This window comes from Streptomyces sp. NPDC007896 (assembly GCF_042959425.1).
Classification (GTDB): Bacteria; Actinomycetota; Actinomycetes; order Streptomycetales; family Streptomycetaceae; genus Streptomyces.
Window position 1 is genome coordinate 496,459 of record NZ_JBIBKX010000005.1, and the last position, 22,011, is coordinate 518,469.

General features: G+C 67.5%; 21 protein-coding genes and 1 pseudogene. 8 read left to right on the forward strand and 14 right to left on the reverse strand.

Going from position 1 to position 22,011, the window contains the following annotated elements; genetic code table 11:
• Positions 1-248 precede the first annotated feature (248 nt).
• The 3 genes from ACFZDJ_RS19880 to ACFZDJ_RS19890 all read left to right on the forward strand — a co-directional run bounded on the left by ACFZDJ_RS19880 (position 249) and on the right by ACFZDJ_RS19890 (position 2,044).
• Positions 249-755 carry a DUF6584 family protein gene (locus tag ACFZDJ_RS19880; RefSeq protein WP_384924742.1) on the forward strand — a complete coding sequence of 169 codons (507 nt, stop codon included), beginning with the start codon at positions 249-251 and terminating at the stop codon, positions 753-755.
• Positions 756-1,392: 637 nt separating this feature from the next.
• Positions 1,393-1,746, forward strand: a complete 354-nt coding sequence (locus ACFZDJ_RS19885; protein ID WP_391060479.1) for a hypothetical protein — start codon at positions 1,393-1,395, stop codon at positions 1,744-1,746.
• Entirely contained in the window at positions 1,673-2,044 is a 372-nt protein-coding gene (locus tag ACFZDJ_RS19890) for a hypothetical protein (protein ID WP_391060481.1), read from the forward strand. Before ACFZDJ_RS19885 ends, ACFZDJ_RS19890 begins: the two co-directional genes overlap by 74 nt.
• A 484-nt stretch (positions 2,045-2,528) precedes the next feature.
• Here the strand turns inward: ACFZDJ_RS19890 and ACFZDJ_RS19895 are convergent, their stop codons facing one another.
• The 7 genes from ACFZDJ_RS19895 to ACFZDJ_RS19925 all read right to left on the reverse strand — a co-directional run bounded on the left by ACFZDJ_RS19895 (position 2,529) and on the right by ACFZDJ_RS19925 (position 10,633).
• Positions 2,529-3,728, reverse strand: a complete 1,200-nt coding sequence (locus ACFZDJ_RS19895) for a hypothetical protein (protein ID WP_391060483.1) — start codon at positions 3,726-3,728, stop codon at positions 2,529-2,531.
• Positions 3,729-3,968: 240 nt separating this feature from the next.
• Entirely contained in the window at positions 3,969-4,289 is a 321-nt protein-coding gene (locus ACFZDJ_RS19900) for a hypothetical protein (protein ID WP_391060485.1), read from the reverse strand.
• Positions 4,290-5,439: 1,150 nt separating this feature from the next.
• A complete protein-coding gene (locus ACFZDJ_RS19905) occupies positions 5,440-6,078 on the reverse strand; it encodes an SMI1/KNR4 family protein (protein WP_391060488.1) in 639 nt (212 codons plus the stop codon).
• Positions 6,079-6,517: 439 nt separating this feature from the next.
• Positions 6,518-6,961, reverse strand: a complete 444-nt coding sequence (locus tag ACFZDJ_RS19910) for a hypothetical protein (RefSeq protein ID WP_391060490.1) — start codon at positions 6,959-6,961, stop codon at positions 6,518-6,520.
• 121 nt (positions 6,962-7,082) lie between these two features.
• Positions 7,083-7,661: an MFS transporter gene (locus tag ACFZDJ_RS19915; RefSeq protein WP_391060492.1), complete on the reverse strand. Its 579-nt coding sequence runs from the start codon at positions 7,659-7,661 to the stop codon at positions 7,083-7,085.
• A 1,113-nt stretch (positions 7,662-8,774) separates the two neighbouring features.
• Positions 8,775-9,434, reverse strand: coding sequence for a response regulator (locus ACFZDJ_RS19920; protein ID WP_384924764.1), 660 nt, complete (start codon positions 9,432-9,434; stop codon positions 8,775-8,777).
• Positions 9,434-10,633, reverse strand: a complete 1,200-nt coding sequence (locus ACFZDJ_RS19925) for a histidine kinase (protein WP_391060494.1) — start codon at positions 10,631-10,633, stop codon at positions 9,434-9,436. The genes ACFZDJ_RS19920 and ACFZDJ_RS19925 overlap by 1 nt, the downstream gene beginning before the upstream one ends.
• A gap of 194 nt (positions 10,634-10,827) precedes the next feature.
• On the opposite strand from ACFZDJ_RS19925, the gene ACFZDJ_RS19930 reads away from it, so the two are divergent.
• On the forward strand, positions 10,828-11,424 hold the full coding sequence (locus ACFZDJ_RS19930) for a DUF308 domain-containing protein (RefSeq protein WP_391060496.1): 597 nt from the start codon (positions 10,828-10,830) through the stop codon (positions 11,422-11,424).
• A 220-nt stretch (positions 11,425-11,644) separates the two neighbouring features.
• Here ACFZDJ_RS19930 and ACFZDJ_RS19935 read toward each other — a convergent pair whose 3' ends face one another.
• Positions 11,645-11,941 (reverse strand): hypothetical protein, encoded by a 297-nt coding sequence (locus ACFZDJ_RS19935; RefSeq protein ID WP_390940581.1) that lies wholly within the window; start codon positions 11,939-11,941, stop codon positions 11,645-11,647.
• A 26-nt stretch (positions 11,942-11,967) separates the two neighbouring features.
• Here ACFZDJ_RS19935 and ACFZDJ_RS19940 point away from each other — a divergent pair, with 26 nt between their 5' ends.
• Entirely contained in the window at positions 11,968-12,402 is a 435-nt protein-coding gene (locus ACFZDJ_RS19940; RefSeq protein WP_391060498.1) for a hypothetical protein, read from the forward strand.
• A 270-nt stretch (positions 12,403-12,672) separates the two neighbouring features.
• Here ACFZDJ_RS19940 and ACFZDJ_RS19945 read toward each other — a convergent pair whose 3' ends face one another.
• Positions 12,673-14,412, reverse strand: a complete 1,740-nt coding sequence (locus tag ACFZDJ_RS19945) for an MOSC domain-containing protein (RefSeq protein WP_391060500.1) — start codon at positions 14,410-14,412, stop codon at positions 12,673-12,675.
• Positions 14,413-14,542: 130 nt separating this feature from the next.
• A complete protein-coding gene (locus ACFZDJ_RS19950) occupies positions 14,543-15,409 on the reverse strand; it encodes an alpha/beta fold hydrolase (protein ID WP_391060502.1) in 867 nt (288 codons plus the stop codon).
• Between the two features lie 700 nt (positions 15,410-16,109).
• Between ACFZDJ_RS19950 and ACFZDJ_RS19955 the strand changes: the two genes are divergently transcribed.
• Positions 16,110-17,348, forward strand: coding sequence for a SpoIIE family protein phosphatase (locus tag ACFZDJ_RS19955; protein ID WP_391060504.1), 1,239 nt, complete (start codon positions 16,110-16,112; stop codon positions 17,346-17,348).
• 946 nt (positions 17,349-18,294) lie between these two features.
• Positions 18,295-18,429, forward strand: a pseudogene (locus ACFZDJ_RS19960) (RNA-guided endonuclease TnpB family protein); the annotation flags it as partial.
• A 67-nt stretch (positions 18,430-18,496) separates the two neighbouring features.
• Here ACFZDJ_RS19960 and ACFZDJ_RS19965 read toward each other — a convergent pair.
• Together ACFZDJ_RS19965 and ACFZDJ_RS19970 are read right to left on the reverse strand one after the other, a co-directional pair.
• Complete coding sequence (locus ACFZDJ_RS19965; RefSeq protein ID WP_390940590.1) at positions 18,497-18,997, reverse strand: cupin domain-containing protein; 501 nt, start codon at positions 18,995-18,997, stop codon at positions 18,497-18,499.
• A 14-nt stretch (positions 18,998-19,011) separates the two neighbouring features.
• Entirely contained in the window at positions 19,012-19,971 is a 960-nt protein-coding gene (locus ACFZDJ_RS19970) for a zinc-binding dehydrogenase (RefSeq protein WP_391060506.1), read from the reverse strand.
• Positions 19,972-20,184: 213 nt separating this feature from the next.
• On the opposite strand from ACFZDJ_RS19970, the gene ACFZDJ_RS19975 reads away from it, so the two are divergent.
• On the forward strand, positions 20,185-21,168 hold the full coding sequence (locus ACFZDJ_RS19975; RefSeq protein WP_391060508.1) for a helix-turn-helix domain-containing protein: 984 nt from the start codon (positions 20,185-20,187) through the stop codon (positions 21,166-21,168).
• Positions 21,169-21,317: 149 nt separating this feature from the next.
• Here ACFZDJ_RS19975 and ACFZDJ_RS19980 read toward each other — a convergent pair whose 3' ends face one another.
• Positions 21,318-21,479 carry a hypothetical protein gene (locus ACFZDJ_RS19980; RefSeq protein WP_391060510.1) on the reverse strand — a complete coding sequence of 54 codons (162 nt, stop codon included), beginning with the start codon at positions 21,477-21,479 and terminating at the stop codon, positions 21,318-21,320.
• 26 nt (positions 21,480-21,505) lie between these two features.
• Positions 21,506-21,916 carry a helix-turn-helix domain-containing protein gene (locus tag ACFZDJ_RS19985; protein ID WP_266435441.1) on the reverse strand — a complete coding sequence of 137 codons (411 nt, stop codon included), beginning with the start codon at positions 21,914-21,916 and terminating at the stop codon, positions 21,506-21,508.
• Positions 21,917-22,011: the final 95 nt, after the last annotated feature.

Sequence of the window (22,011 nt, forward strand, 5' to 3'; positions counted from 1 at the left end):
GTAGTGCCGGCCACTGCGGGCCGGGAGGCCTTCGACCCAGACGGGGGCAAGCGGCTGATCCTGGTACGTGTCGGACCGCCCTTCTCTGCCCTCCTGGCCGGGCGCCTCGCCGCTCGCCGGTCGACCTACGACTGTTCGAAGCGGGTCATCAGCAGTCGAAGAGCTGTCCCGTTACTGCTGAGGGGCGAGCGAGTGCTGAGCGAGAAACCGGTTCGACGTCGGTCACTGCAGTACCCGATCATGCGCTTATGCCGCTGAGAGACACTCTTGCCCGAGCCGATGCAGACCTGGCTGTCGGCCGGGTCCCCGTCGCGCGCCAGCGCCTGCGCGGGTTGGTGTCATCCTTTCCGAACGACCTGATGCTTCGCCGCCGCCTGGCCGAGGTGTACCGACTGTACGGAGAGCCTGCGGAAGCGGGCCGATGGATGTACCTCGAACAAGACCGGGACCCAGGTGAGACCTCCGCCTTCGAGGCGAGATACCGCACAGCTCCGCAGCGCATGCGGGCGCTTGCCTGGCGCGGCCCCGAGTCGCTTGCCCAATCGGCCTTTGCAAGAGAGCAACTGGCAGCAGTACGAGCAGCCTGCTCCGATGCCATGGGACACCCCGTCGACTGGGACACGGTGCCATCTGGCCGAAGCACAGACACCAAGGGAAGCACCCTCACCGACTTCCTGGCAGGGGCCGGATGCCTCGTGGCGGTCCTTGCGTTCCTCGCGATCTGGGTGAATGGTCTCGTTGCCCTCTTCGACTGACTGTTTCCCATCGACCGGCAAGACCGGGGTATCGACACCACCAAGTTTGTCCGGACAGCAGCAGAGACAGAACGCCTCGTAGCGCCTCGAATCCACGCACCCACTGGGCTGAGGCAGCAGATACATCCGGCTCGCTGACCGCCGGGGCCGCGGTCAGTTCACGTTGCGTAGGCTCCCCTGCAGAAATAGCTTCCCGAACGTCATCACCCCACTGGGTCGGGTCGATCCGATTTGTCCATGCCAAGGGTCTTCCGAGCTCGGGCGATGGCAGCCCGGCGCTTTGTGCAGAGCGACCGCAGGGATGAGAGTTCGCTGGACGGAAGATGCACGACCAGAGAGCGGCGCGCTGCCAGCAGTACGGTCGGGAGGAGCACCTTTTGCGCACATTCCCTGTCTGCGACGGCGACTGCGACCTCGCGTCGCTTGAATCTCCGCGTGGGTCCAGTGCGGGCGTACTCCCTTCGTAGCGCGGTCTGTGCGGCTTCCGGGGAGGCGAAGTCGAAACTGCGGGCTTTCAGGCATGCGCTCCATGAGGCCAGCACGACGCGATCGTGGCAGCGGGGCTGTGACGGCTGGGTCGTGTCCTGCGACCCGGTGCCGACGGTGTGAGCGTGAGGAAGAGGTCGAGGAAAGGGCCATGTCGAAAGAGCGAGTGACCGTGTGCGTCCCTCGGTGCGCCCTGGGGAACGTCCCCCAGGCCGTCGGTGCGGCCATGGCGCCGTACGACTACAACCGCGACGCCGGAGTCGGCGTGCCGGACGTCGAGACCTGGTGGGACTACTGGCGGATCAACGGCCAAGGCTGCGAGTTCCCGGTCGTCCCGGGGCACGAGGCGGACCCGCGCCTCATCCGTGGGTCCGTAACCCTCTCCGGAGAGCCGCGCAATGTTCCGCCCTCGCTCTGCGACGGCGGGCCGCGTGCGCCGCTGGACCTCGAGAGGCCCCGCGCGCGGCACAGACGACTTCTGGGCCAGGTACGTCGCCGACCCTGAGGGCTACCCGCAGACACAGGCCCTGGAGGACTTCCGCACGCAGCCTGTCATCGCGGCGCTCCTGGACCACCCGGCACTGGAGGACCTCGTGGGTGGCAACCCGGTCGCCCGTTTCGGCCACGACCTCGACACCCTGGTACGCGAAGTCGCGGACGACGCCCTGCCCGGGCACGCCCTGCTGACCCTGGACGGATGCTGGCTCACCATCGCGGGTACGGAGCGACGCCGCTACTTCAACGAGTACCTCGACGCACTTCCGGCCGACGCGTACGTCGTCCGTGTGATGTACCACGGGTGAGGCCGGCGGCCGTCGTTCAGATGTCCCGGAACAGACCAGTCGACGCCGTGGCCTGCCGCGTCCGGCCGTCGCAGGTCGTTGACCTGTACGAATGCCCTTTCGGCCGTTTCACGCTATTACCGGCTGATGCAGCCGGAATCCCAGGAGAGTCCCAGAGAACTCCCACTGGAAGGAGCCTCTCTTTCGGCTCTGCAACCGTTCGAAGCGGGTCATGAGCAGTCGAGGCCGCTGCCCCAGCCGTTCTGGTCCCGCCCGTCATCGGCTGCCACCAGCGCTGAGGATTACAGCGAGGACGGCTGCCAGGGCAGCCACGGTTGCAACGCCGGCAGTGACCGGACCGTTCAGCGACGGGCGGCGGTGAACCAGGAAAACAACGGTGCTGAGGGGGGACGGCGAGTTGGACCACTCGACGCTGCTGCGCGGTGTGGAGCTGCTCAGCAGCGGAGTGAGCCGGGCGGGCCCGGAGGCCCGCCCGGCGCTGGCGTCACATGCTGCTGAGCGGTACGGAGAACAACACCCGTTCGGGAATCGCCGGCTGATTCCACCCCCCAGCGGAGTCCGCCGCCCATTCGGTCTGCGACCACACCTGCTGGGTGCTCCACCACAGCGACATGCCTTCGCTGTGCTGAGCCCAGCACGCGTTCGTCAGATCGGAGCCGCTGCAGGTGTCCGACGTGGCGCCGCTGGTGGTCATCCGCCACATGACGCCGTGCTTTCCGGGCCCCCACCGGGCGTCGGCGCCGTAGAAGACGTGGTTGTGCACGAGCACCGACTGCAGCCCTACCGCGTATGTCACGTAGTTCTCCGTGGCATACGCCTTCCCTCCGCTGGTGACGAGCGGCATGGCACCGCCGGGAGCGGCGAGGGAGTAGTGGAAGATCCGGGCGGGGTCCGTACCGCCGGTGGAGCGCCATTCGTTGGCGACGATGCTGAACGGGCTGGTGGTGCGGTCCATGGTGAGGCCGTCGAAGCAGGGGTAGTCGCTGATGGAGTTCCCATTGCACCCTGCGCCCAGGCTGTACGAACCGATCGCGGGCATGAGGTATTGGTAGCCGCGCGCCGAGTAGCCGCCGCTGACCTTGCCGATGTCGTGGGCGTTCACCGTCGCCTGCAGGATGTGCTTGAAGTCGAAGACGAACAGCGCGTTGTCGCTGTTGTCGCCGCGGGACGCGGTGACGAGGAGCTTGTCGCCGTACCAGACCATGCCGCCGAGGTGTGAGCCCAGCTTGGCGAAGTTGTCCCCGCCTTCGGTGGGTACGACCAGCAGCACCCACCGGTATTTGAAGGCGCCGGGGGTGTTCGCGTCGATGAACGCCACCCGCGCCAGGCCCTTGTCATCGGAGGTGGAGCCCGCGAGGTCGTCGTTGTGGGTCCACCCCGAGAGGATCACCTTGTTCGTGCCCCACATGCCGTCGTCGTCGGCGTCGCCGGACGAGGTCAGCCCCTGGGGCACGAATTCCTGGGTGAGGGCATCCCCGGTGTCCCAGCAGTAGGCCGACGACGACGAAGGGCTGATCGGCCGCGCGGCCAACTCGGTACTGGAGCACCCGGAGCTTGTGCTGGAGTACATCGGGTGGTTGGCGGACTTTAGGACCGTGTCCACCCCGACATTGGGCAGATGGCCGTCCAGTGTGCTGATCGTCGTGTCGGACACGCGGTGCTCGGTCAGCACCAGCTTGCTCATCGCGCCGCTGGAATTGTTCGAGACTAGCGCCCCAGGGTTGGGCAGCGACGCAGCCTGCGCCGGTGTTCCCCACGCGAGCACGGCTACAGCTGCCGCCGCCAACGCGCCTGCCAACGTACGCCACTTCCTCATCCCGCTCCCCATTCGCCGCAGATGGACCGGCAGCCTCAATGATGTCAGGGGCATGTGAAGTGGGCATGATTTCCACAGAGTTCGCCGTGTAGTCATCTCCCGGGCCGCTCAGTAGGTGGCCCGGTACACCGTCAGCCACTCCGCCCCCATCGGCCGGTGGCCGTACACCGTGGCCAGATGGCGTACGACCGCGGGCATGTGCCGGGCCCCGTATACGACGGCGATCTCCAGGTCGTCCATCTCGTGCCGCTCCTGCAGCGCCCTGAGCGCTTCGGTGAGGAGGAGGTCGCGGTCGTGCAGGACCATCTCGTCGAGCACGCTCAGGTCGAGGTCGTCCAGTGAGGTGTCCTCGGTGCTCGGCCCTTCCTGCCCCTCCAGATACTTGGCGCGTCCGGGCCCCCAACGGGAGAAGCACGCCGATCGTCCCACCGCAAGGCTCCAACTGCCTTCAAAACTGGGAGCCGTCAAGGTCTCACGTACATAGCCAACCGACCGGCCGCCCGGCTGACGGTCACAGACCGGGATCGCCACGCGCCCCTCGCGCCGCAACGCGGCAGCAGCTGGTCGTAGTGGGCGGCCGAGGGAAGCGGCCGCTTGTCGGGAGGCAGGTGAGCCAGGCGCGCCCGTGCCGCAGAGGCATCACCATCGGCACGACCCACTACCCCACCAAGGAAGCCTGTTTGCTTCCCGTACCGTCTGGTCCCTCTCCCGATGGAGGGGCGTCTTGTGTTCCTCGCTACCGCGGCCGCGGCGTCCTCCGCGGTGCCGCCGGCCGGGCGGCACCCGAAGCGACGACAAACCGTCCCGACGGCCGGCAGTGTGACGAGTATCCGTTCGCCGCGACGAAGGAAAGCGGCGGCCAGTCCACAACCAACGGAGACGAGTGCGTCCAGCTGTACGCGCACACAGGCGGGGGTGAGCCGGCCGGGGCGGCTTGGAGCAGGTGATCTCGTTCGTCTTCTCGCCCACCGAACTGACAGATCGTCATAAACTGGGCGTTCCGTAGTACGGCACGCATTTGGCCCAGGAAACACCTGTTGGACTCAGCGCACGGCAGGCTTTCAAACACCACCAGCAACGGCGGTGGTGACGGAGGCCGCGGGACCGGCTGCGTGCCCAGCGCTTGAGGCCACCGACGGGGACGGCGTCGGCGTCCACGCTGACGGTGTCCTCGGCGGTGACGCCGGCGTCGGTGACCACCAGGTCGGGCACCATGCGGGGGTTTCGGGCGTTGCGGCGGAGGCCGGCCGCCGACCGGCGGCCGCGTCCTCCTCGACGGTGTCGAGAGCGACAGCGAGGGGAAGTGGCGCCTCTACCCGGACGACGGATACCCGCCGCCCACGTGGAAGGAAGTGTGCGGCCGGGCTTCGATGTCGGCGAAGCAGAACGAGGCCGCGGGCCGGGGCCTCTCCTCCTTCTATACGAAGGCGCGCACGGCTGACAATGACGCCTTCTCCATCGAGGCACCGGGAGTGGAGGACTGCCGTCCCGGTGAGATTTGCGTGGTCACCCCGTAATTCCTGACCCGTTCGACAGGGCGGCGGTCCGACGCGTCCACGTTTCGGACCGCCGCCCTGTCCTACTCCCACCTTACGAAGGCATCGTTATCGCTGCCGACGAGACGTGGTGTCACCGGATCGGCATAGCCGGGCAGGCGAATTTCCGTCCCCTCGGTCAGGGCGACGAGGAGATCTTGGAACATGTGCGACAGGCTGTCCCACACCTTCACCGGACCCTCCGTGTCCCCGGCTTGCAGACCGTAGAGCACGTTTCCGAACCGGTCTCCATCACGGTGGTCGATGATGAGCTTGCCTCCGGTGATGTCCGTGGCAATGGGAACCCATCGGACATGGAACGCGTATCCGTACACCCCGTCATAGATATCCCGCAAGTCGGGGTCTTCCGACTCGTTCTCGTCGACCCATTCAGCGATCGCTTCTTCCTGCGCTCGTTGACCGGCACGCATTCCTGCGGCGGCGTGCAGGATGAATCCTTCGGGGAGAATGGCGCCGGGGCCGTTGTGACCCTTCGCGGCCGTGACCCCGTCATGACGTCTTAGCCACGTCACCAGATTGGGGTGCAGGAGGAACCGACCGTCGGCTATGGCATCGATGTCCTCCTGCGTTGCCGGTGGGTTCAGGGCGACGTGATCCGCGGGCGCGTTGCCCTCCAGCCACGCGTCGAGGCGGTCGAGGACGACGGTGAGGTCGTCAGTCATGCGGCAACTCTACGAGTTACAGGTGCGGATCGCCGGGCACCGATGACGCATGTGAGCGAACTCCCAGATGGTGCCCTCGATGCCCGACCGGACCGCGTAGCGCCTGTGCCAATCCGGTTCTTGAGGGGCTCTGTTGGCGGCCGCGCTCCGCCAGGGGTTTCTGGCGCTCAGCGGTGAACGGGCTGCGCTGCGCCATTCCGGTAATGAGCCGATCACGATGGAGGACCTCGTAGCAGCACTGGATGATCTGATGGCCCGAAACGGGTCCCAGAACCCCGCGGAAGACAGCGACAGCTGACCGCCCCAGGAGAAACGTGCGCTACGCGGCGTGGTGAGCAGTTCGGCGCCCCCTCTCAGCGTCGGTGTGGGCTCGTCTCGCACCGACGAGTTGGAGATCGATGATGGGGCCGCATGGGACTGTCTCCACGTTGCGTGGCGTTCAGAACTTCTCACGCACAGCGCGGGCTTCAGTAATCAAGGTGGGCAGCGCCAGCACCAAGACGACGGCGCGGATAGCACCCGCGTACAGGAACGGGGCACGAAGCCCCAGTTCCTGTGCCATGAACCCGCCGACTAGGGCGCCGAGCGGCATCAGCCCCCAACTGAGCACCCGGAAGGCGCTGTTGACGCGGCCGAGGAGCTGTCCGGGAATGATCTGCTGGCGGAGGCTGACCGTGACGACAGCAGACAATGTGATTACGAAACCGCACAGCGCCAGCACCGCCGCGAGGGATGCTCCGTTGGGGGCAAGCCTCATCCCAACGTAGATGGCTGCATTGGCTGCGAGCGCTGGAGCGAACGCGTGAACGGAACCCATTCTCCGGGCGATCCACACACTGGCCAGACCGCCGAGGAGGCTGCCAACCCCCTCTCCGATGAGCACCAGTCGTTAGTCGCGGTTGCTGAGATGCAGAGTCTGAGTGGCGAAAAGGACAAGAGTCGCGAGGCCCAGTCGATTGCAGAAGCTGTTCACGCCAAGGAGGACAGCAAGGGTTCTGAGGAGTTCATGCCGGGTGAGCCACCGTCTGGACGACGCACTGGTTGCTGTTGGCCCGCTGTAGACGCTCCGCCGGAACGACCTGCGGCAGTACGGACTGTGCAGCATGGGTGATGACAACCTGTGCGCCGCCGAGCAGGAACCCGGCCGCGGCCAGGGCGGGAATGGATACCTTGTCCGCAGCCGCCGCTACAGCGACCGCTATTACCAGCACCGCCTGAAAAGCCTGGAATCGCCACATCAGAGTGGCGCGATCGCAGCGATCTACGATTGCGCCGGCGGGCAGGGACACCAGCAGCCAGGGCAAGCAGCTGGCAGCTGAAATGAGCGAAATCCGCTGGGGGTCTTTGGTGACGGTCACGGCCAAGAGGGGCATCGCGGCGACGAAGACGCCGTCGCCCACGCTGTTGATGGCGTTCGCCCACCACAGGCGCCAGAAGTGCCCTCCCAGCCTCACTCGCTCTAACTTCACCTCTTCGATCCGGTCCCGACCTTGCGCTGACGCGAGGTCCGCAGAGACACCCTCGCCAACCTGATCATCAGCATGCACTGGCACATCGTTCCAGACGTCCGAACCAGCACCCATCCACCTTGACCAAAGGCATAGGGGCACCCCCGGGCCAAATCGATCACCGGGCGGCTCTCGATCGCATACCTGAGCTGCTCGTTCTCGTGCTCAAGCCGTTCCATTCGCTCAGACATGTCAGGCACGGCACGGGAGCCCACCAGTTCGTCCCATGCCGGCCAGACGGTCGTCGGCACGCTATACGGACGCCAGGAGGTACGGCGCTGGGGAAGTCGCATGAAAGGCGCCTGCCCCACTCCCCCACCAGCACACAGCGTTGTCACCGAAGACTGGTGACCGCCAGGTTTTCTCACCGACGGTCGGGTGACCGTTTGCGGCGGAAACAGAAATGGAGCGGATCGCCTCCCGTACCGCGCGTCCGCTCATCGTCGGCTGGACGGACGGCCGCCCTGACCTCGCTCAGGACCCGACCGGCTGACAGCGGAAGGCGTGAACTCCGCGGGCCTGTCACTTCGGTGTCGTTCCTGGTCGGGTGGGGTCGTCCAGCGGGATCCTGGAGCTGTGGCAAGGAAGAGCGTCCGGACTTGCAGCCAGTGCGGCAGCCCGCTGCCCGAGGGCAGCCGGAAGTCACGCCGGTACTGCTCAGCGGCCTGCCGCACGAAAGCCTGGAGCCTGGAGATGGAAGCGTGAGCGGCAGGAGTGGTGGCGGAGCAATCTGGAGTTCGCCGCCGCCTTGCGCGAGGGCCGTCCCTACCGCCGGCCGAAGAAACGGTGCCCGGTCTGCAAGGCTGGTGGTTCGTCGGCGAGGTCACGGGCGGCAACCGCAAACGGGTGGATGCCCTGTACGGCTCACCGAGGTGTCGCAGCCGGGCCTATCGCCAGAGGCAATCGCGTTCAGAAGGCGTCACGCCGTGACGCCTTGACCGCGCTGTACGTGAAGATCGACGCCGAGATCGGAGGGACCCGGTGGATGGGACGGCCGCCGCTGCTGACCGACTCCGAGCTCGTCTGGCTTGCCCTGGCACAAGCCCTGCTCCGCAGGCACAGGTCCAGGCACGCCGCTCGCGCAGCGCAACGGCGAGGTCTTCCAGGTACGTGCCCACGCCGTCCCGCCCGCCGGACTGCTCGGCATCGCCACGGCGGCCACCTGTTTCGGGGTTCTGCTCGGCAGGCTCAGGGGTAGAGGCCGGCCCGGAAGGCGAACGAGACGAGTTGCGCTCGATCACGTGCGCCGACCTTCGTCATGGCCCGCACCGCATGCGTCTTCACGGTGAACGGCGACACGGACATCTGGGCCGCGATCTCGTCGTTGCCGAGACCGCTCGCGACGAGAACGACCACGTCCCGCTCCCTGGGTGTCAGAGCGTCGAAGCGTCGCAGCAGTTCCTGGTCGATCACCGGGGGCGGACTGTCGGTCATGTGACCGATGAGCGCGGCCGTCGCGGCGGCCGACAGCGCACCGCCACCGCCAACGACCTCGGTGATTCCGGCGACGAGTTCAGCGGGGCTCACGGTCTTGCTCAGGAATCCGTTGGCGCCCGCACGAAGGGCGGCGAGAACGATGTCATCCTGGTCAAAAGTGGTCAGCACGATCACCCGCATCTTTTCGGATGGGTGCTCTTTGCGGATCCGGCGGGTGGCTTCGACACCGTCGATGCCAGGCATCCGGATGTCCATCAGGACCAGGTCGACGGGGTGGTCCCGGAGGAAGGGGACGACCTGGAGTCCATCGGAGAGATCACCCGCAACAACGAGACTTGGGTCGAGCCGGAGCATCGCTTTGATGCCGGCCCTTATCTCGTCCTGGTCGTCGACGATCAGAATCCGCGTCATCAGACGACGGCTCCCAGCGGGCTGAACTCCGCATGGACCCGGAATCGCCCGTCGTCACTGTCGATGGTCAGCCGCCCGCTGGAGGACTCGACGCGTTCGCGCATCCCCACGAGTCCGAGTCCGCTGCCCGAGCCGGAGCCGCGCAGTGAGTGACCGACGCGGTTCTCCACGGTGACGCAGATCCTGCCGTCGCGCTCGCGCACATCCACCGTTGCCGCCCCCTCTCCATGCCGGTAGGCATTCGTGAGTGCTTCCTGAACGACCCGGTAGACCGTCACGCCGACGCTGGGCTCCACGAAACCGGCGGGGATGTCGATGGAGGGATGGACGTCGAGACCGATGCTCTCGAAAGAGGCGATAAGGCCTTCCAGGCCGCTGAGCGCCGGGGTCGGCCGGAGCGCCTCGTCTTCGGAGATGTCGTCTCCGAGGCGGAGGAGCGCGAGAATCCGTTGCGTTTCGACGACGACGGTGCGGGCGCTGGACCTGGCTGAGACGAGGGCCTGCCGGGAGGACTCGGCGTCTTCGGGCAGCCCGATCTCCGCAGCACCGAGATGCATGCTCAGCATCGCGACCTGGTGGCCGATGACGTCGTGGAGGTCCCGGGCAATGCGGAGTCGTTCCTCGGTCACCCGTCGGGTGGCTTCGATCTCGCGGGTGGCGATGGCGCTTTCGGCCCGTTCCTCCAGGGTGCGCCAGTGCTCTCGATGGATGCGCAGCGCGGCCCCTGTCGCACCTCCTGCTATGGCTGAGAAGAGTGCGGCGGCTCCCACGATCGCGCCGCCACGGAATCCTCCCAGCGTCATGAACGCCCCCAGGAAGAACGCCGCCACGATGCCGGTTCCGACCAGCGGCTGCTTCCCCCTGACGGTGACCGAGAACAGCACGAGCACCGCCATCATCCACACCGACAGGGGGTCGTGGCCCACCGCTGTGACGGCGAAGGACGCCGCGCTCGTCACGACCAGCCCTGCCCACGGCCTCCACCATGAGAGGGCGACACCGCCACCGGCGAGGAGCACGGAGAGGGCCGTCGGCCAACCCGACCCTCGCAGGATCACTGCCACGATCTGGCCAGTGAACACCAGCACGGCCGCCGAATAGGCGACGAGGTGCAGCGCCTCGGGGCGGCGGACCCACAGGGGTGCCACGGGCCCGTCCTGATTGTTCTGCGCCTTGACCATGGCCTGATTCTCGTCCACGTGTGCTGCGACCGTGTACTTCGAATGAAGTAGACGGCGAGCCCGGTCCGGGCGATGAGAACGGCAGAACTCATTCGATTCGAAGTGGATGGCAGAACTACTTCGTTCGAAGTACACGGCCCCTCCCGAGGCCGCTGAGACTCCTCATCGAGGCGACCGTCTCACACCATCACGATCACAAAACGGGACACCCGATGACTCAGACCACCGTGACTTCGAGCACGACCACGACCACGACGACGCCCTCCGGGCTCCGATCGCTCTACCTGATCCGAGTCGCCTTCTCCCTGATCTGGGTGGCACTCGTCGTCACGACCTCCGCCTCGCTCGTGTCGACGGACAAGCCCACAGCGATCGCGGCCGTGCTGCTCGTCATCTACCCCCTGTGGGACGTCATCGCCACGCTCCTCGAGCGTCGCATGGCCGGCACCGGCTCCACGGACCGCCTCGGTACCACCAACATGGTTCTCGGCCTCGCCACCACCGCCGGGATGATCATCGCCGTCTTCTCCACCATCGGGACGGCCCTGCTCGTGTTCGGCATCTGGGCCCTCCTTTCCGGAGCGATCCAGCTCGTCGTGGCGATCCGGCGCCAACGCACCGTCGGCGCCCAGTGGCCCATGGTCATCAGCGGCGGACTGTCCGTCCTCGCCGGTGCCTCCTTCGCTGCCATGTCCGCCTCGGCGACGAGCAGCCTCTCCACCGTCGCCGGATACTCAGCCTTCGGTGCCTTGTGGTTCCTTGTCTCCGTCATCGCCCTGAGCATCCGCAGCCGACGCGAAAAGCGTTGACCACCGCCGTCGGAGCCACCGCCTCTCCCGGAGGCGCGGCGTCGCTTGATCCCGTGATCACACGAGGCCGTACGGACCTGCTCCGCCAGCGCGTCAGCGGGCGGCACACAAAGCCGGCCGGTGAGACCAACGAACACCCGCAGCGCCGCCATCTGCGACGGGATCAGCTCCACCAGCTGCCGGTCCGGGGCTGCCTCGTGGACGCAGCTGGCAGCGGTACCTACTGTCCGAGGCGGTCCAGGTCAGCGGGGATCATGCCGGGTGGGCCGAGGGTGACGTCCGCGAGTTCCTCGGTCACTGCCATGAAAAGCTCCACGTCCAGCTCGGTCTCGGGCGTGGCAAGGTGAACGGGAGTACCGGCTCGGGCGATCAGCTCGGCGAATCCGGCCGGGGATGTGATGTTGAGGGCGCGGGCTCCGTCGGTGCCGGACTTGATGGCGTGGGGCAGGTGCTTGGGAACGGTGTAGAAGTCACCGGAACGCAGAGTAAGGGTTTCGGGCCCTGGCGGTGACGTCATGCCGCCCTTCGGTTTCCGGTCCGGATGTGAGGAGCCTCATCAGCGAGGGCATCACGGACCCGATCGTCGATGAGACGCTCGCAGCCGTCGGCATGTCTTCCGATCCTCGGGAAGCGGTCGCTGTCGCCACGCACGGGGTGCGGATCGACAATGAGCGGCATTTCGACCTCGTCCGGGTGCTTGTCACGGCGGCCGCACTGGACGAGACCGCGAAGGAAACTCTCACCCGCGCCAAACGCAGCTACCGCGAGGCTCTGGGTGTTGTGGCCAGGCGGCTGGATGATCTGGACGCCCTGGGACAGGGCATGCTCGTCGACCGCGCAGCCGACATCTTGTGGCTCTTCCTCGGCCACCACTCCTGGCGTCTGTACGCGACGAACTGCGGCTGGTCCTGGAACGACACAGAGAAGTGGGTGACAGAGCAAGTGTCGGCCGCCCTACTCAGTGACCGGGCCGACTGATCAGGGCGGCAGGGCATGGCCAGGCGCCCTCCCTGGTGCCACGGACCGGAAATCTCGGCCAGCCCCGCGAGGGTGCTGCGTCCGCTTCGGTTGTGAAGTGACAAGCGCCGCACCGGTGGCAGCCGCCGCTGCCGGGCGCTTGTCGGGCGTTTGTCGGGCCCGCTGTGGAGTGGGCCCGACCTCACCAAGCGTCTGACGGACGAGATCACACCCGCCTGGCGAGAACCTACTGGGACGTAAAGGATAATCCTCCTTGAATCAGCCGCCCTCTCACAGGTCCACGACAACGCCTCCAGCGGGTTTGGAGCAGCAGATGAGGATGTTGCCCTCGGCCGGAGGCTCGACGGGGTCGGGTGAGTAGTCGACGGCGCCGGACATCAGGGCGAGTTCGCAGGTGTGGCAGACACCGGTGCGGCAGGACCACTGGACGGGGACGTCGCAGGCCTCGGCAAGTTCCAGCAAGGACTCCTGGGCGTCGTTCCAGGGGACGGTGAGTCCGCTGCGGGCGAAGGAGACCTCGGGTCCGGTGCCGGGCGGTCCCGCGGGCTGATGAGGCGCGGGCGCGGTCGACGCGCCCTTGATCCCGGGGGTGATGGCGGGGCCCGCGCCGAAGATCTCGGTGTGGATGCGGGAGGCGTCGAGACCGCAGTCCACGAGGGCGGCGGTGAGGCTGTCCATGAAGGCGACCGGCCCGCACAGATACGCGTCGGCGTCGGTCGGCAGGCCCAGCCGGCGGACGGGCTCGGCCGACAGGCGGCTCGCTTCCAGGTAGTCGATGCCCTGTCGGTCGGTGTCGGTGGGTCTGCTGTAGTAAACGGTCGACTTTGCGTTGGGGAGTGCCGCGATCAGGTCGCGGCTTTCCTTGGCGAAGGGGTGCTCGGTGCCGTCGCGGGCGCCGTGCAGCCACCACACCTGGCGGGTGGAGTGGTCGCGGGCGAGGGTGTGCAGCATGGCCAGGACGGGGGTCGCGCCGACGCCGGCCGACAGCAGCACCACCGGGTTGTCACCGTCGGCCAGGCAGAAGGTGCCGCGGGGCGCGGCGGCCTCCAGGTGGTCGCCGACTCGGATGTGGGCGCGCAGCTCGTTGCTGGCGGCGCCGTGCGGTTCGACCTTCACGCTGATGCGGTACGTGCCGGTGCCCGGTTCGCCGGACAGGGAGTAGCTGCGGATCAGGGGTGGAACGTCTCCCGCGGGCTGGACTTTGACGGTGATGAACTGCCCCGGCAGCGCGGCCGGGAGCACGGAGCCGTCCATGGCGGCCAGGTGCAGGGAGAACACGGTGCGGCTCTCGGGCTGGATGTGCGTGACGGTCAGCGGGCGGAAGCCCGGCCAGGCAGGCGGCGGTGCAGTGGCCGCCGCATTCAGCCCTGCGCTGCCCGACCCGCCGCCGTCGCCGTCGGACTGGTCCAGAAGGATCTTCATGGAGCCTTGCCAGCCGGGGCTGAGCGCGGGGATCCGAAGCGCCCGTTCGACCTGTTCGCGGGTGTGGCCGGGCAGGTAGAGCACCCGGTCGATCTCCTCGACGGTCATCGCCTCGGGCCCGGTGGAGACCTTGACGATCTCCTGCCCGGCCTCGACCTCGCCCTCCTCGACGACGCGGAGGTAGAAGCCGGGGCGGTGGTGAGCCACCAGCAGTGCCGCCATCTGCGGTTCACCCATGCGCAGCCCCACCCGGTAGCAGGTCACCCGGGGCTGGGTCACCTCGAACAGCGCGTCCCCGATGCGGTAGCGGTCCCCGATGCAGACCTCGTCGTCGGGCAGCCCCTCCACGGTGAAGTTCTCGCCGAAGTTCCCGGGGGCCAGGTCCTCGCGCCCCAGCTCGTTCGCCCAGAAGCGGTAGGAGTCGAGCTGGTAGACCAGCACCGCCCGCTGCTCACCGCCGTGCCCGCCCAGATCTCCCTGGCCGTCCCCGTCGATGTTCAGCCGCCGCACCATCCGCGGACCGGCCACGGTCTGCTTGTAGACGCCGGTGCACACGGTCTTTCCGTGCCAGGGAACGCCCTTAGGCATCCCGACATTCACTGCTGTCAATGTGGCCACCACGCCGCCTCTCTTGGGGGCGCTTCCCATGCCGCTCCGACCGGGAAGCACGTCGCATCAGCCGCCACATCCGCTGAGGGGGCGTGGGTCTCGCTACGCCTCATGTGAGGACGCGCCCGAGGAATCCGTGGATGTATCCGCTGATGGCGTCCAGGTGCGTCTCCAGGGCGAAGTGCCCGGCCGGCAGCAGGTGAACTTCCGCCTCCGGCAGGTCACGGGAGAACGCTTTCGCGCCGTCCGGCCCGAAGATCTCATCCCGCTCGCCCCAGACCGCGAGCAGGGGCACTTGGCTGGTCCGGAAGTACTCCTGCAGTTTCGGGTATCCGTCGATGTTCGTCGGGTAGTCGCGGAACAGCGCCAGCTGGATCTCGTCGTTGCCGGGCCGTTCCAGCAGGAGCTGATCGAGGGTCCAGGTGTCGGGGCTGACCAGGTTGGTGTCGGTGGCGCCGTTCTCGTACTGCCAACGGGTCGTACTGGGGCTGAACTTGGCCCGCGCGCCCGGTTCCGTGTCGCGGCCGGGGTGGGTGGCGTACGCGAACAGGTCGTCCCAGAAGGGCTTGGCGAAGCCTTCCATGTAGGCGTTGCCGCTCTGCGAGATGATCGCGGTGACGTCGAAGGACGGGTCGAGCGCGAGGCGCCAGCCGATCGGTGCCCCGTAGTCGTGCACGTAGACGGCAAAACGTTCGATGCCCAGATGCTCCAGGAGTCCGGCGGTGATGCCCGCGAGGTTGTCGAAGGTGTAGTCGAATGCGTCGACCTTGGGCATGGCGGAGTGGCCATATCCGATGTGGTCGGTGGCGATCACGTGATAGTCATCGGCCAGTGCGGGCACGAGATGACGGAACATGTGCGAGCTGCTCGGGAATCCATGCAGCAACAGCACCACCGGTGCGTCGCTGGGGCCGGCCTCGCGGTAGAAGACCTCTTGGCCGTTGATGGTAGCTGTCTTGTGTCGCGTGGGAAGCACATCGACCTCCGGGCGCCAGGGCGCGGAACTGCGTCAAATCCACCCGCGTACAACCCGGTTGAACGCGACCAAGAGTCAGGGCGGTCGCCGCGGAGGCTCGGGAACATTTTTCCCTGGGCGGCCTGATACCTCGCGACAGATGGCGCCGACTGCCACCTTTTCCCACGCTAGACCCGGCCCGTGGTAAGGACAACGCGGCAAAACCGCTCCATGGGATCTAAAGGATTCATGTGCAGTTCACGAAATGACGGGCGCCAACACACTACAGAACGGAGGAATGACGGAGAGTCGCAGCGATGTCGCAGGTCAATGGAAAACGCCTGCTCCATATGCCGGATCAGCCTGTCAGCGTGGGCACGGGTGGCGCCGCCCGACATCAGTGACACCAGTGACACCAGTGACACCAGTGAGGAATACCCCAGAGAGCCTGGCGATCGCGGTCGCCGACACCTCGCCCGCTCACAGCACCGCCGCTTGCCGGCGACGCCCGCAGGAGCGAGCCCCGGGAGCCGGCGCCTGCCCAGTGGGGTGCGGCGTTATTGGGGCGGGCTCGCGATGACCGTCTCGTTCACCGCCATCGCAGTCTCCCGGATCTGCGGCGAGCTCGACGAGCCCCTGTGCATCTTCCGGAGCCGGGCGCTGGATCGCGCGTAGATTGGGAGTGCAGGCAGTCGCGCTCGCATGCTACGGAGAGCGCTTGATGACCGTGGACTTTGATTTCACGGCGTTCTTCGACGCCACACCAAGCCCGTACCTAATGCTGGACACGGACCTGGTGATCCGCTACGTCAACACGGCATACCTGCAGACCACCGGCCTGACCAGAAACCAGCTGATCGGGAAGTACTTCTTCGACGCCCTGCCGGAAAACCCTGCCTCTTCCGACGACACACAACAGAACCTGAAGGCGTCACTGCGCCGGGTACTGGACACCGGGAAACCGGACACCTTGGTGCTGCAGCGGTACGACATCCCTGCCCTCCACCAGCCCGGCTGGTTCGAGGAGCGATGGTGGTCCGAGATCCACACCCCGATTCCCGGGCCTGACGGCGAGGTGAAGTGGATCGTCCAACGGGCCGAGGACGTCACCGCCTTCGTCCACTCACGCCGGGCACGCCGGCTCACCGATGAGTTCACCGAGCGGGAGAAGGGCATGGCAGCCGAGCTGTACGCGCGGGCCCACGAGCTGCACCGGCTGAACCAGGAACTGCGCCAGGCCCACGCCCGCGAACGGCAGGTCGCCGTCGCCCTGCAGGAAGCCATGCTCTCCGCCCCCGACCTCGACCACTACACCGGCAACATCGCCGTGCGCTACCTGCCGGCGACCACATCACTGAACGTGTGCGGCGACTGGTACGACGTCGTCGACCTGCCACCCGACCGCTACGCCGCAGCAGTCGGAGACGTCGTCGGCCACGGCCTGCACGCCGCCGCCGTCATGGGCATGCTCCGCAGCGCCCTGAGCGCAGCCATCCGCGCCCTTCCCAGCCCCGCCCAGGCCCTGGAAGTCCTCGGCCTGTACGCCCGCTCCCTGGACGGCGCGACGGCCGCAACCGCGGTCAAGGTACTCATCGACACCCGCAGCAGACTGATCATCTACAGCAGCGCCGGACACCCACCCCCCGTCCTGCTCCACTCCGACGGGACCTGCGAACTGCTGAACCAAGCGACCGATCCGCCGCTCGGCGCCCGCCCGCACCACGTCCCCCGCCCCCAGGCCGGCCTGTCCTACACCCGAGGAGACACCCTCGTGATGTACACAGACGGCCTCATCGAGCGCCGCGACGAGGACATCGACGCCAGCCTGGCACGGCTGACCACAGCCCTGGCCAAGGACAGCACCCTCGCCCCCGACCAACTGGCCGACGCACTGTTGGCCCGCCTCGACGTCGCTGGGGGCGCCGCCGACGACATCGCCCTCATCGTCATCCGCCTATAACCGGGGTGCAGTGGCGTGATCTGCCCTTCGTCGGCCATCCAACGGCCCGGATCCCGCCGAGAAAGACCGGAAAACCCTGACCAGCGTCCGGGCGGTACAGCGCCGTGTCGGCCCATCCCGTGCGGACCCGGCGCCCCGCTGCCTGGTCTGGTGACTCTTCCTCTCGAGGACGGTAGCTGGAGGCCGCTTTGCTCCTGGTCATCTGGGCGAGCTGGCTCAGGTCGTGCCGTTCGAGCGGGTCGACGACGTACCTCCTGCTGGCGGTGTGCTGCTTTGGATCAAGCCACGACCTCGCGGCAAGCCGAAGGCCCGCCCGGTACCCCTCAGGCGCCCGGCGGGCCCGGCTCCGGGAACCCGCAGTGCGCGCTGCGCTCCGCGGGCTGGTACCGCGATAACCGCGCAGCCGGACCGCGATCCGCACTGGCGGGCACCTCCCTCGCTCCCGTGGCTGTGGCCAGCCCTCACGGCGGCGGATCCGGGACCAGCTGGTGGGTGCCGGCCGTGGCGCCGGACCCGTCGCCACCTGGGGCTGTACGGACGGCCCCCACGGGGCGTGCGAGGGCGTCCGAACGGCTTTCACCGTAGACACGACCGCCCCCACCACAACACCCCGACCAGGCACATCGCTTACCGGCCCAGCCCCCCGACCACGACCTGCCAGACCCCGACCACAACCCCCATCACAGCAGGTCAACACCCCTGCGTTGACGTGGTAGTTTGTGAGCTTGTGGCCATTCACGTGTAGCGGGCGCTCAAGTACCGCTTCATCCGACCGATGCGCAGGCAGCGGAGCTGTCGCGTACGTTCGGGTGCGTGCGGAAGGTCTACAACATGGCGCAACTGGCCTTCCTCAACGAGGTGTCGTCGGTTCCGATCCAGCAGGTCGCCAGGATCCACACCCGGATCACGGACCGGCGCAGGGACGGCCTGCACAAGCTGACCGCTCGACTCGAACGCGGCGAAGAACCTTTTGGCCGCCGGGCTGGCGGTGTCTGTCTGCGGAGCTGGTGTAAGACCTCAACGGAGAACTCCGGGCGGGCAGTCGGCGACGAAGCAGAAAATCCCACGGCGCGAGCCGTAGGAGTCCCCCTCGTCTACGAGCGAGTTTGCCCACGGCAGACCGGTGCCGGGCTTGCCGGGCCTGCGAGCTACAGGAACTCGCTTCGGTAGGTCGAGGCCAACTCGGCGGCGCGGCGGCGACGTTCCGCGAGCTCGTTCTCCGACAGCTGCGGCGGCGGCGCGTCCTTGCCGGCGACGACATCGCCGATGCGCATGAAGTAGTCGTCCTGGCCGGCGGGGGTGCACATGCAGAGCATGCGGGCCGGTGCACCTGAAGCGTTGCGGAAGTTGTGCGGCGCGTTGGCCGGGATGTTGATCGTGGACCCGGCCTGTACGGTGTGCTTTTCGCCGCGGAAGGTGAACTCGATCTCGCCTTCGAGGATGGTGAACATCTCCTCGAAGTCGTGCCGGTGCGGCGGCGGGCCTCCGCCGTCGGGGACGTGCATGTCGATCAGGCAGTATCGGCCGTTGGTCTGCTCGCCGGTGACCAGCATGGCGTACGTGTCGCCCACCAGTGAGATGTACGTCGTGCCGGGGTCGTCGGGGTTCGCCACGGTCAGCGAGCGCGACGGATCGTCGTCGGGGATCATCGTGGTCGTCTCCTTCACAGGTCAGTCAGGTGGGCGCCGGGCGTGACGACGACCTTGCCGCTGGGCAGTGCGGCCGCGGCGGCGTCGGCGTGCAGGGCCGGCAGCTCGGCCAGCGGCACCCGCTGGGCGACCTCGACGCGCAGCTCGCCGCCGTCGATCAGCTCCGCCAGGTGCGACAGCTGCTCCGCGTCGCTGCGGACGAACAGGTCGATGCCGCGTACGCCGCGCTCCTCGTCGGTGGGCGCGGGCATCCACACGGTGGTGTTCACCAGGACACCGCCGGGGCGGATCAGGCCGAGGAGCGCATCCAGGTGTGCCGGTTCGACCGGCGCGAGGTTGAGCACGACGTCGACCGGCTGGCTCAGCGCCGCGACGACGTCGGCGGTCGTGTGGTCGATGACCTCGTCCGCGCCCGCGGCCGTGACGCGCCGGCTGCTGCGCGGACCGGCCGTGGCGATCACGAAGGCGCCGGCCTGCTTGGCCAACTGCACGGCGTAGCCGCCGACCGCTCCGCCCGCGCCGTTGATCAGCACGCGCTGCCCGGCGGTCAGCTTGGAGTGCTCGAACAGCGCCTGCCACGCGGTCAGGCCCACCAGCGGCAGCGCGGCCGCGTCGGACAGCGCGACGCTCTTGGGCGCCGGCGTCAGTGCCTCAGCCGGTGCCAGGGCGTAGTCCGCGGCGGCGCCGGGTCCCGCCATCGGCAGGAAGCCGATGACCTGGTCCCCGACCTGGATGCCGGTCACGTCCTCGCCGAGCGCGTCGACCGTGCCGGCGACGTCGATGCCGGGTGTGTGCGGCAGCGTCACAGGGATCGGCCCCTGCATGAAACCGGCGCGGATGGTGGCGTCGACCGGGTTGAACGACGTCGCCGCAACACGGACCCGCACCTGCCCGGCGCCTGGATTCGGCTGCTCCACGTCCTCGTAACGCAGGACGTCGGGGTCGCCGTACTGGTGGAAACGCACTGCCTTCATAGTTTTTCTCACTTTCGCCCGAGAGATCGCGGTCGCCTTGCTTCGCATGCGAAGCAAGGCACGGTGTCTGCGCACCGGGCACGGCCGGCAGGCGGCAGATCGTTGTGGAGGTTGAAGCGCCAACCAAGCGTAGGAACAGCCGTGTGTAGAAGGGGTGTACCTTCGCGACACAGGATGGGATTCCGGCGACATCCTCATCGGGGCGGAGGACACATGACGAGCAGGCCGCGTTTCCTTGGTCCGGGCGGCAAGGTGGGCACGTTCACCGTCGACGCCGACTCCACCGGCACCGGTCGGGGAACGTGGGAGCCGTTCATCGACACCTGGAACGACCGTATGGGAGACCTGTACCCGCTGCCGGAATTCAGCGCTTCCACGGTCGATGGCTTCCAGGGAACGATGCGCTCGGTGGCCCTGGAAGACACCGCCGTCAACGAGCTCTGGGCATCCTCACCCGTGAGCACCCGGGCAGTCGGAACGTACGAGCACGATCAGATCAGGCTGTACGTCGGGCTGCGCGGCGCGGTGGCCCTGCAGGACCCGCACGATCAGGGCGGTGACACGTACGTCTCGGCCGGCACCTACTTCATGCACCATGTCGTGACGGAGAATCACTTCCACACCACGCCCGTGATCGGCACCCGCATCTTCATCTTTCCCGGCGACGCTCTGCGGCCCCTGGTCGCCGGGAAACCGCGCACCGGTCAGGCCACCTCGCCCGCAGCGCAGATCCTCATGGCACACACCAGCATGGTGCAGCGGACCGTGAGCGACCTCAGCCCGGCGGGGGCGCACGCGTCCCGCAACGCCCTGCTCGAACTGGCCAAGGGGCTGATCCTCGACCACTTCGACGACCGCGAGCCCACCTTCACCCCGGCGCTGGCGCAGGCGGCCAAGGACCTGGCCGATGCCCGGCTCACCGACGCCGAGTTGTCGCCGGCCGCGATAGCCGCGCAACTGCACGTATCAGTACGCACCTTGCAGCGGGCCTTCGCGAGTCTGGACGAGTCGTTCAGCGCCTACATCCGCCGCCGACGCCTGGAGGAAGCGGCCAAAGCGCTCACCGCCTCCGGATCACGGCTCAGCGTCTCCGAGGCCGCCGCGCTCTGGCATTTCACCGACAGCAGCCACTTCATCCGCGCTTTCAAGAAGCAATACCATGCGACACCAGCGCAATTCGCACGCCGCCTGACGTGACGACTCAGCCGGCCGCCGCGCGGAGCAGCGCCGGGAAGGCCGCGATGCTATCCACCACGTGCTCCGGTGTGACCACGCGGCTACCCATCCCGCAGGGGCCAGGTTGTCGCCGTCTGCGCAGGGGCACCTCTGAAGTTTGAATCGGTTGTTCAGTACCGCTTCATCGCGTCCGCGGCCGTCGCCGCGCCCTGCCCGTCGAAGTGGAACGACGCGCCCAACACCATCGCGTCGAAGTCCTCCTCCGGCGTCGACCTGACAAGGCGACGTGGTGTCAGGGCGGCGACGCCGGCTGCATCGAGTACCCCAGCCACCAGTACTGAGCGCGGAACCGGCCTGTCTACCCCTCATCGGCCTCCTGGTCGGCGGCTTCGTTGGCGCGGTCGATCTCGGCCATGTGCTCCTCCGCCCAGGTCCGCAGCCCCGCAAGCGCGGCTTCCAGGGACAGCCCGAGTCCGGTGAGCCGGTAGAAGACCCGCGGCGGCACGGTCGGTTCGACCCGGCGCGACACCAGCCCGTCGCGGGTCAGGCTTCGCAGCGTCACGGACAGCATCTTCTGTGAGACGCCGGGCATCCGGCGTCTCAGCTCCGCGAAGCGCACCTCGTCCGGTGCGGCATCGGCGAGCGTCTTGACGGCCATGGACGTCCACTTCGTACCGATACGGTCCAGCAACTGCCGCGTCGGGCAATGGGGATCGAACAGATCGCCGCGTACCCCGCGACCGGCGGCCCGGGCTCCTCGGGTGGTCACCTGTGGCTCACCACCTTCCCTGAAAGTGCCGTCTAGGAAGCGGCCGGACAGTTACCTATCGTTCTGTGGTCACCAATGGTAACCAGCCGGAGGAG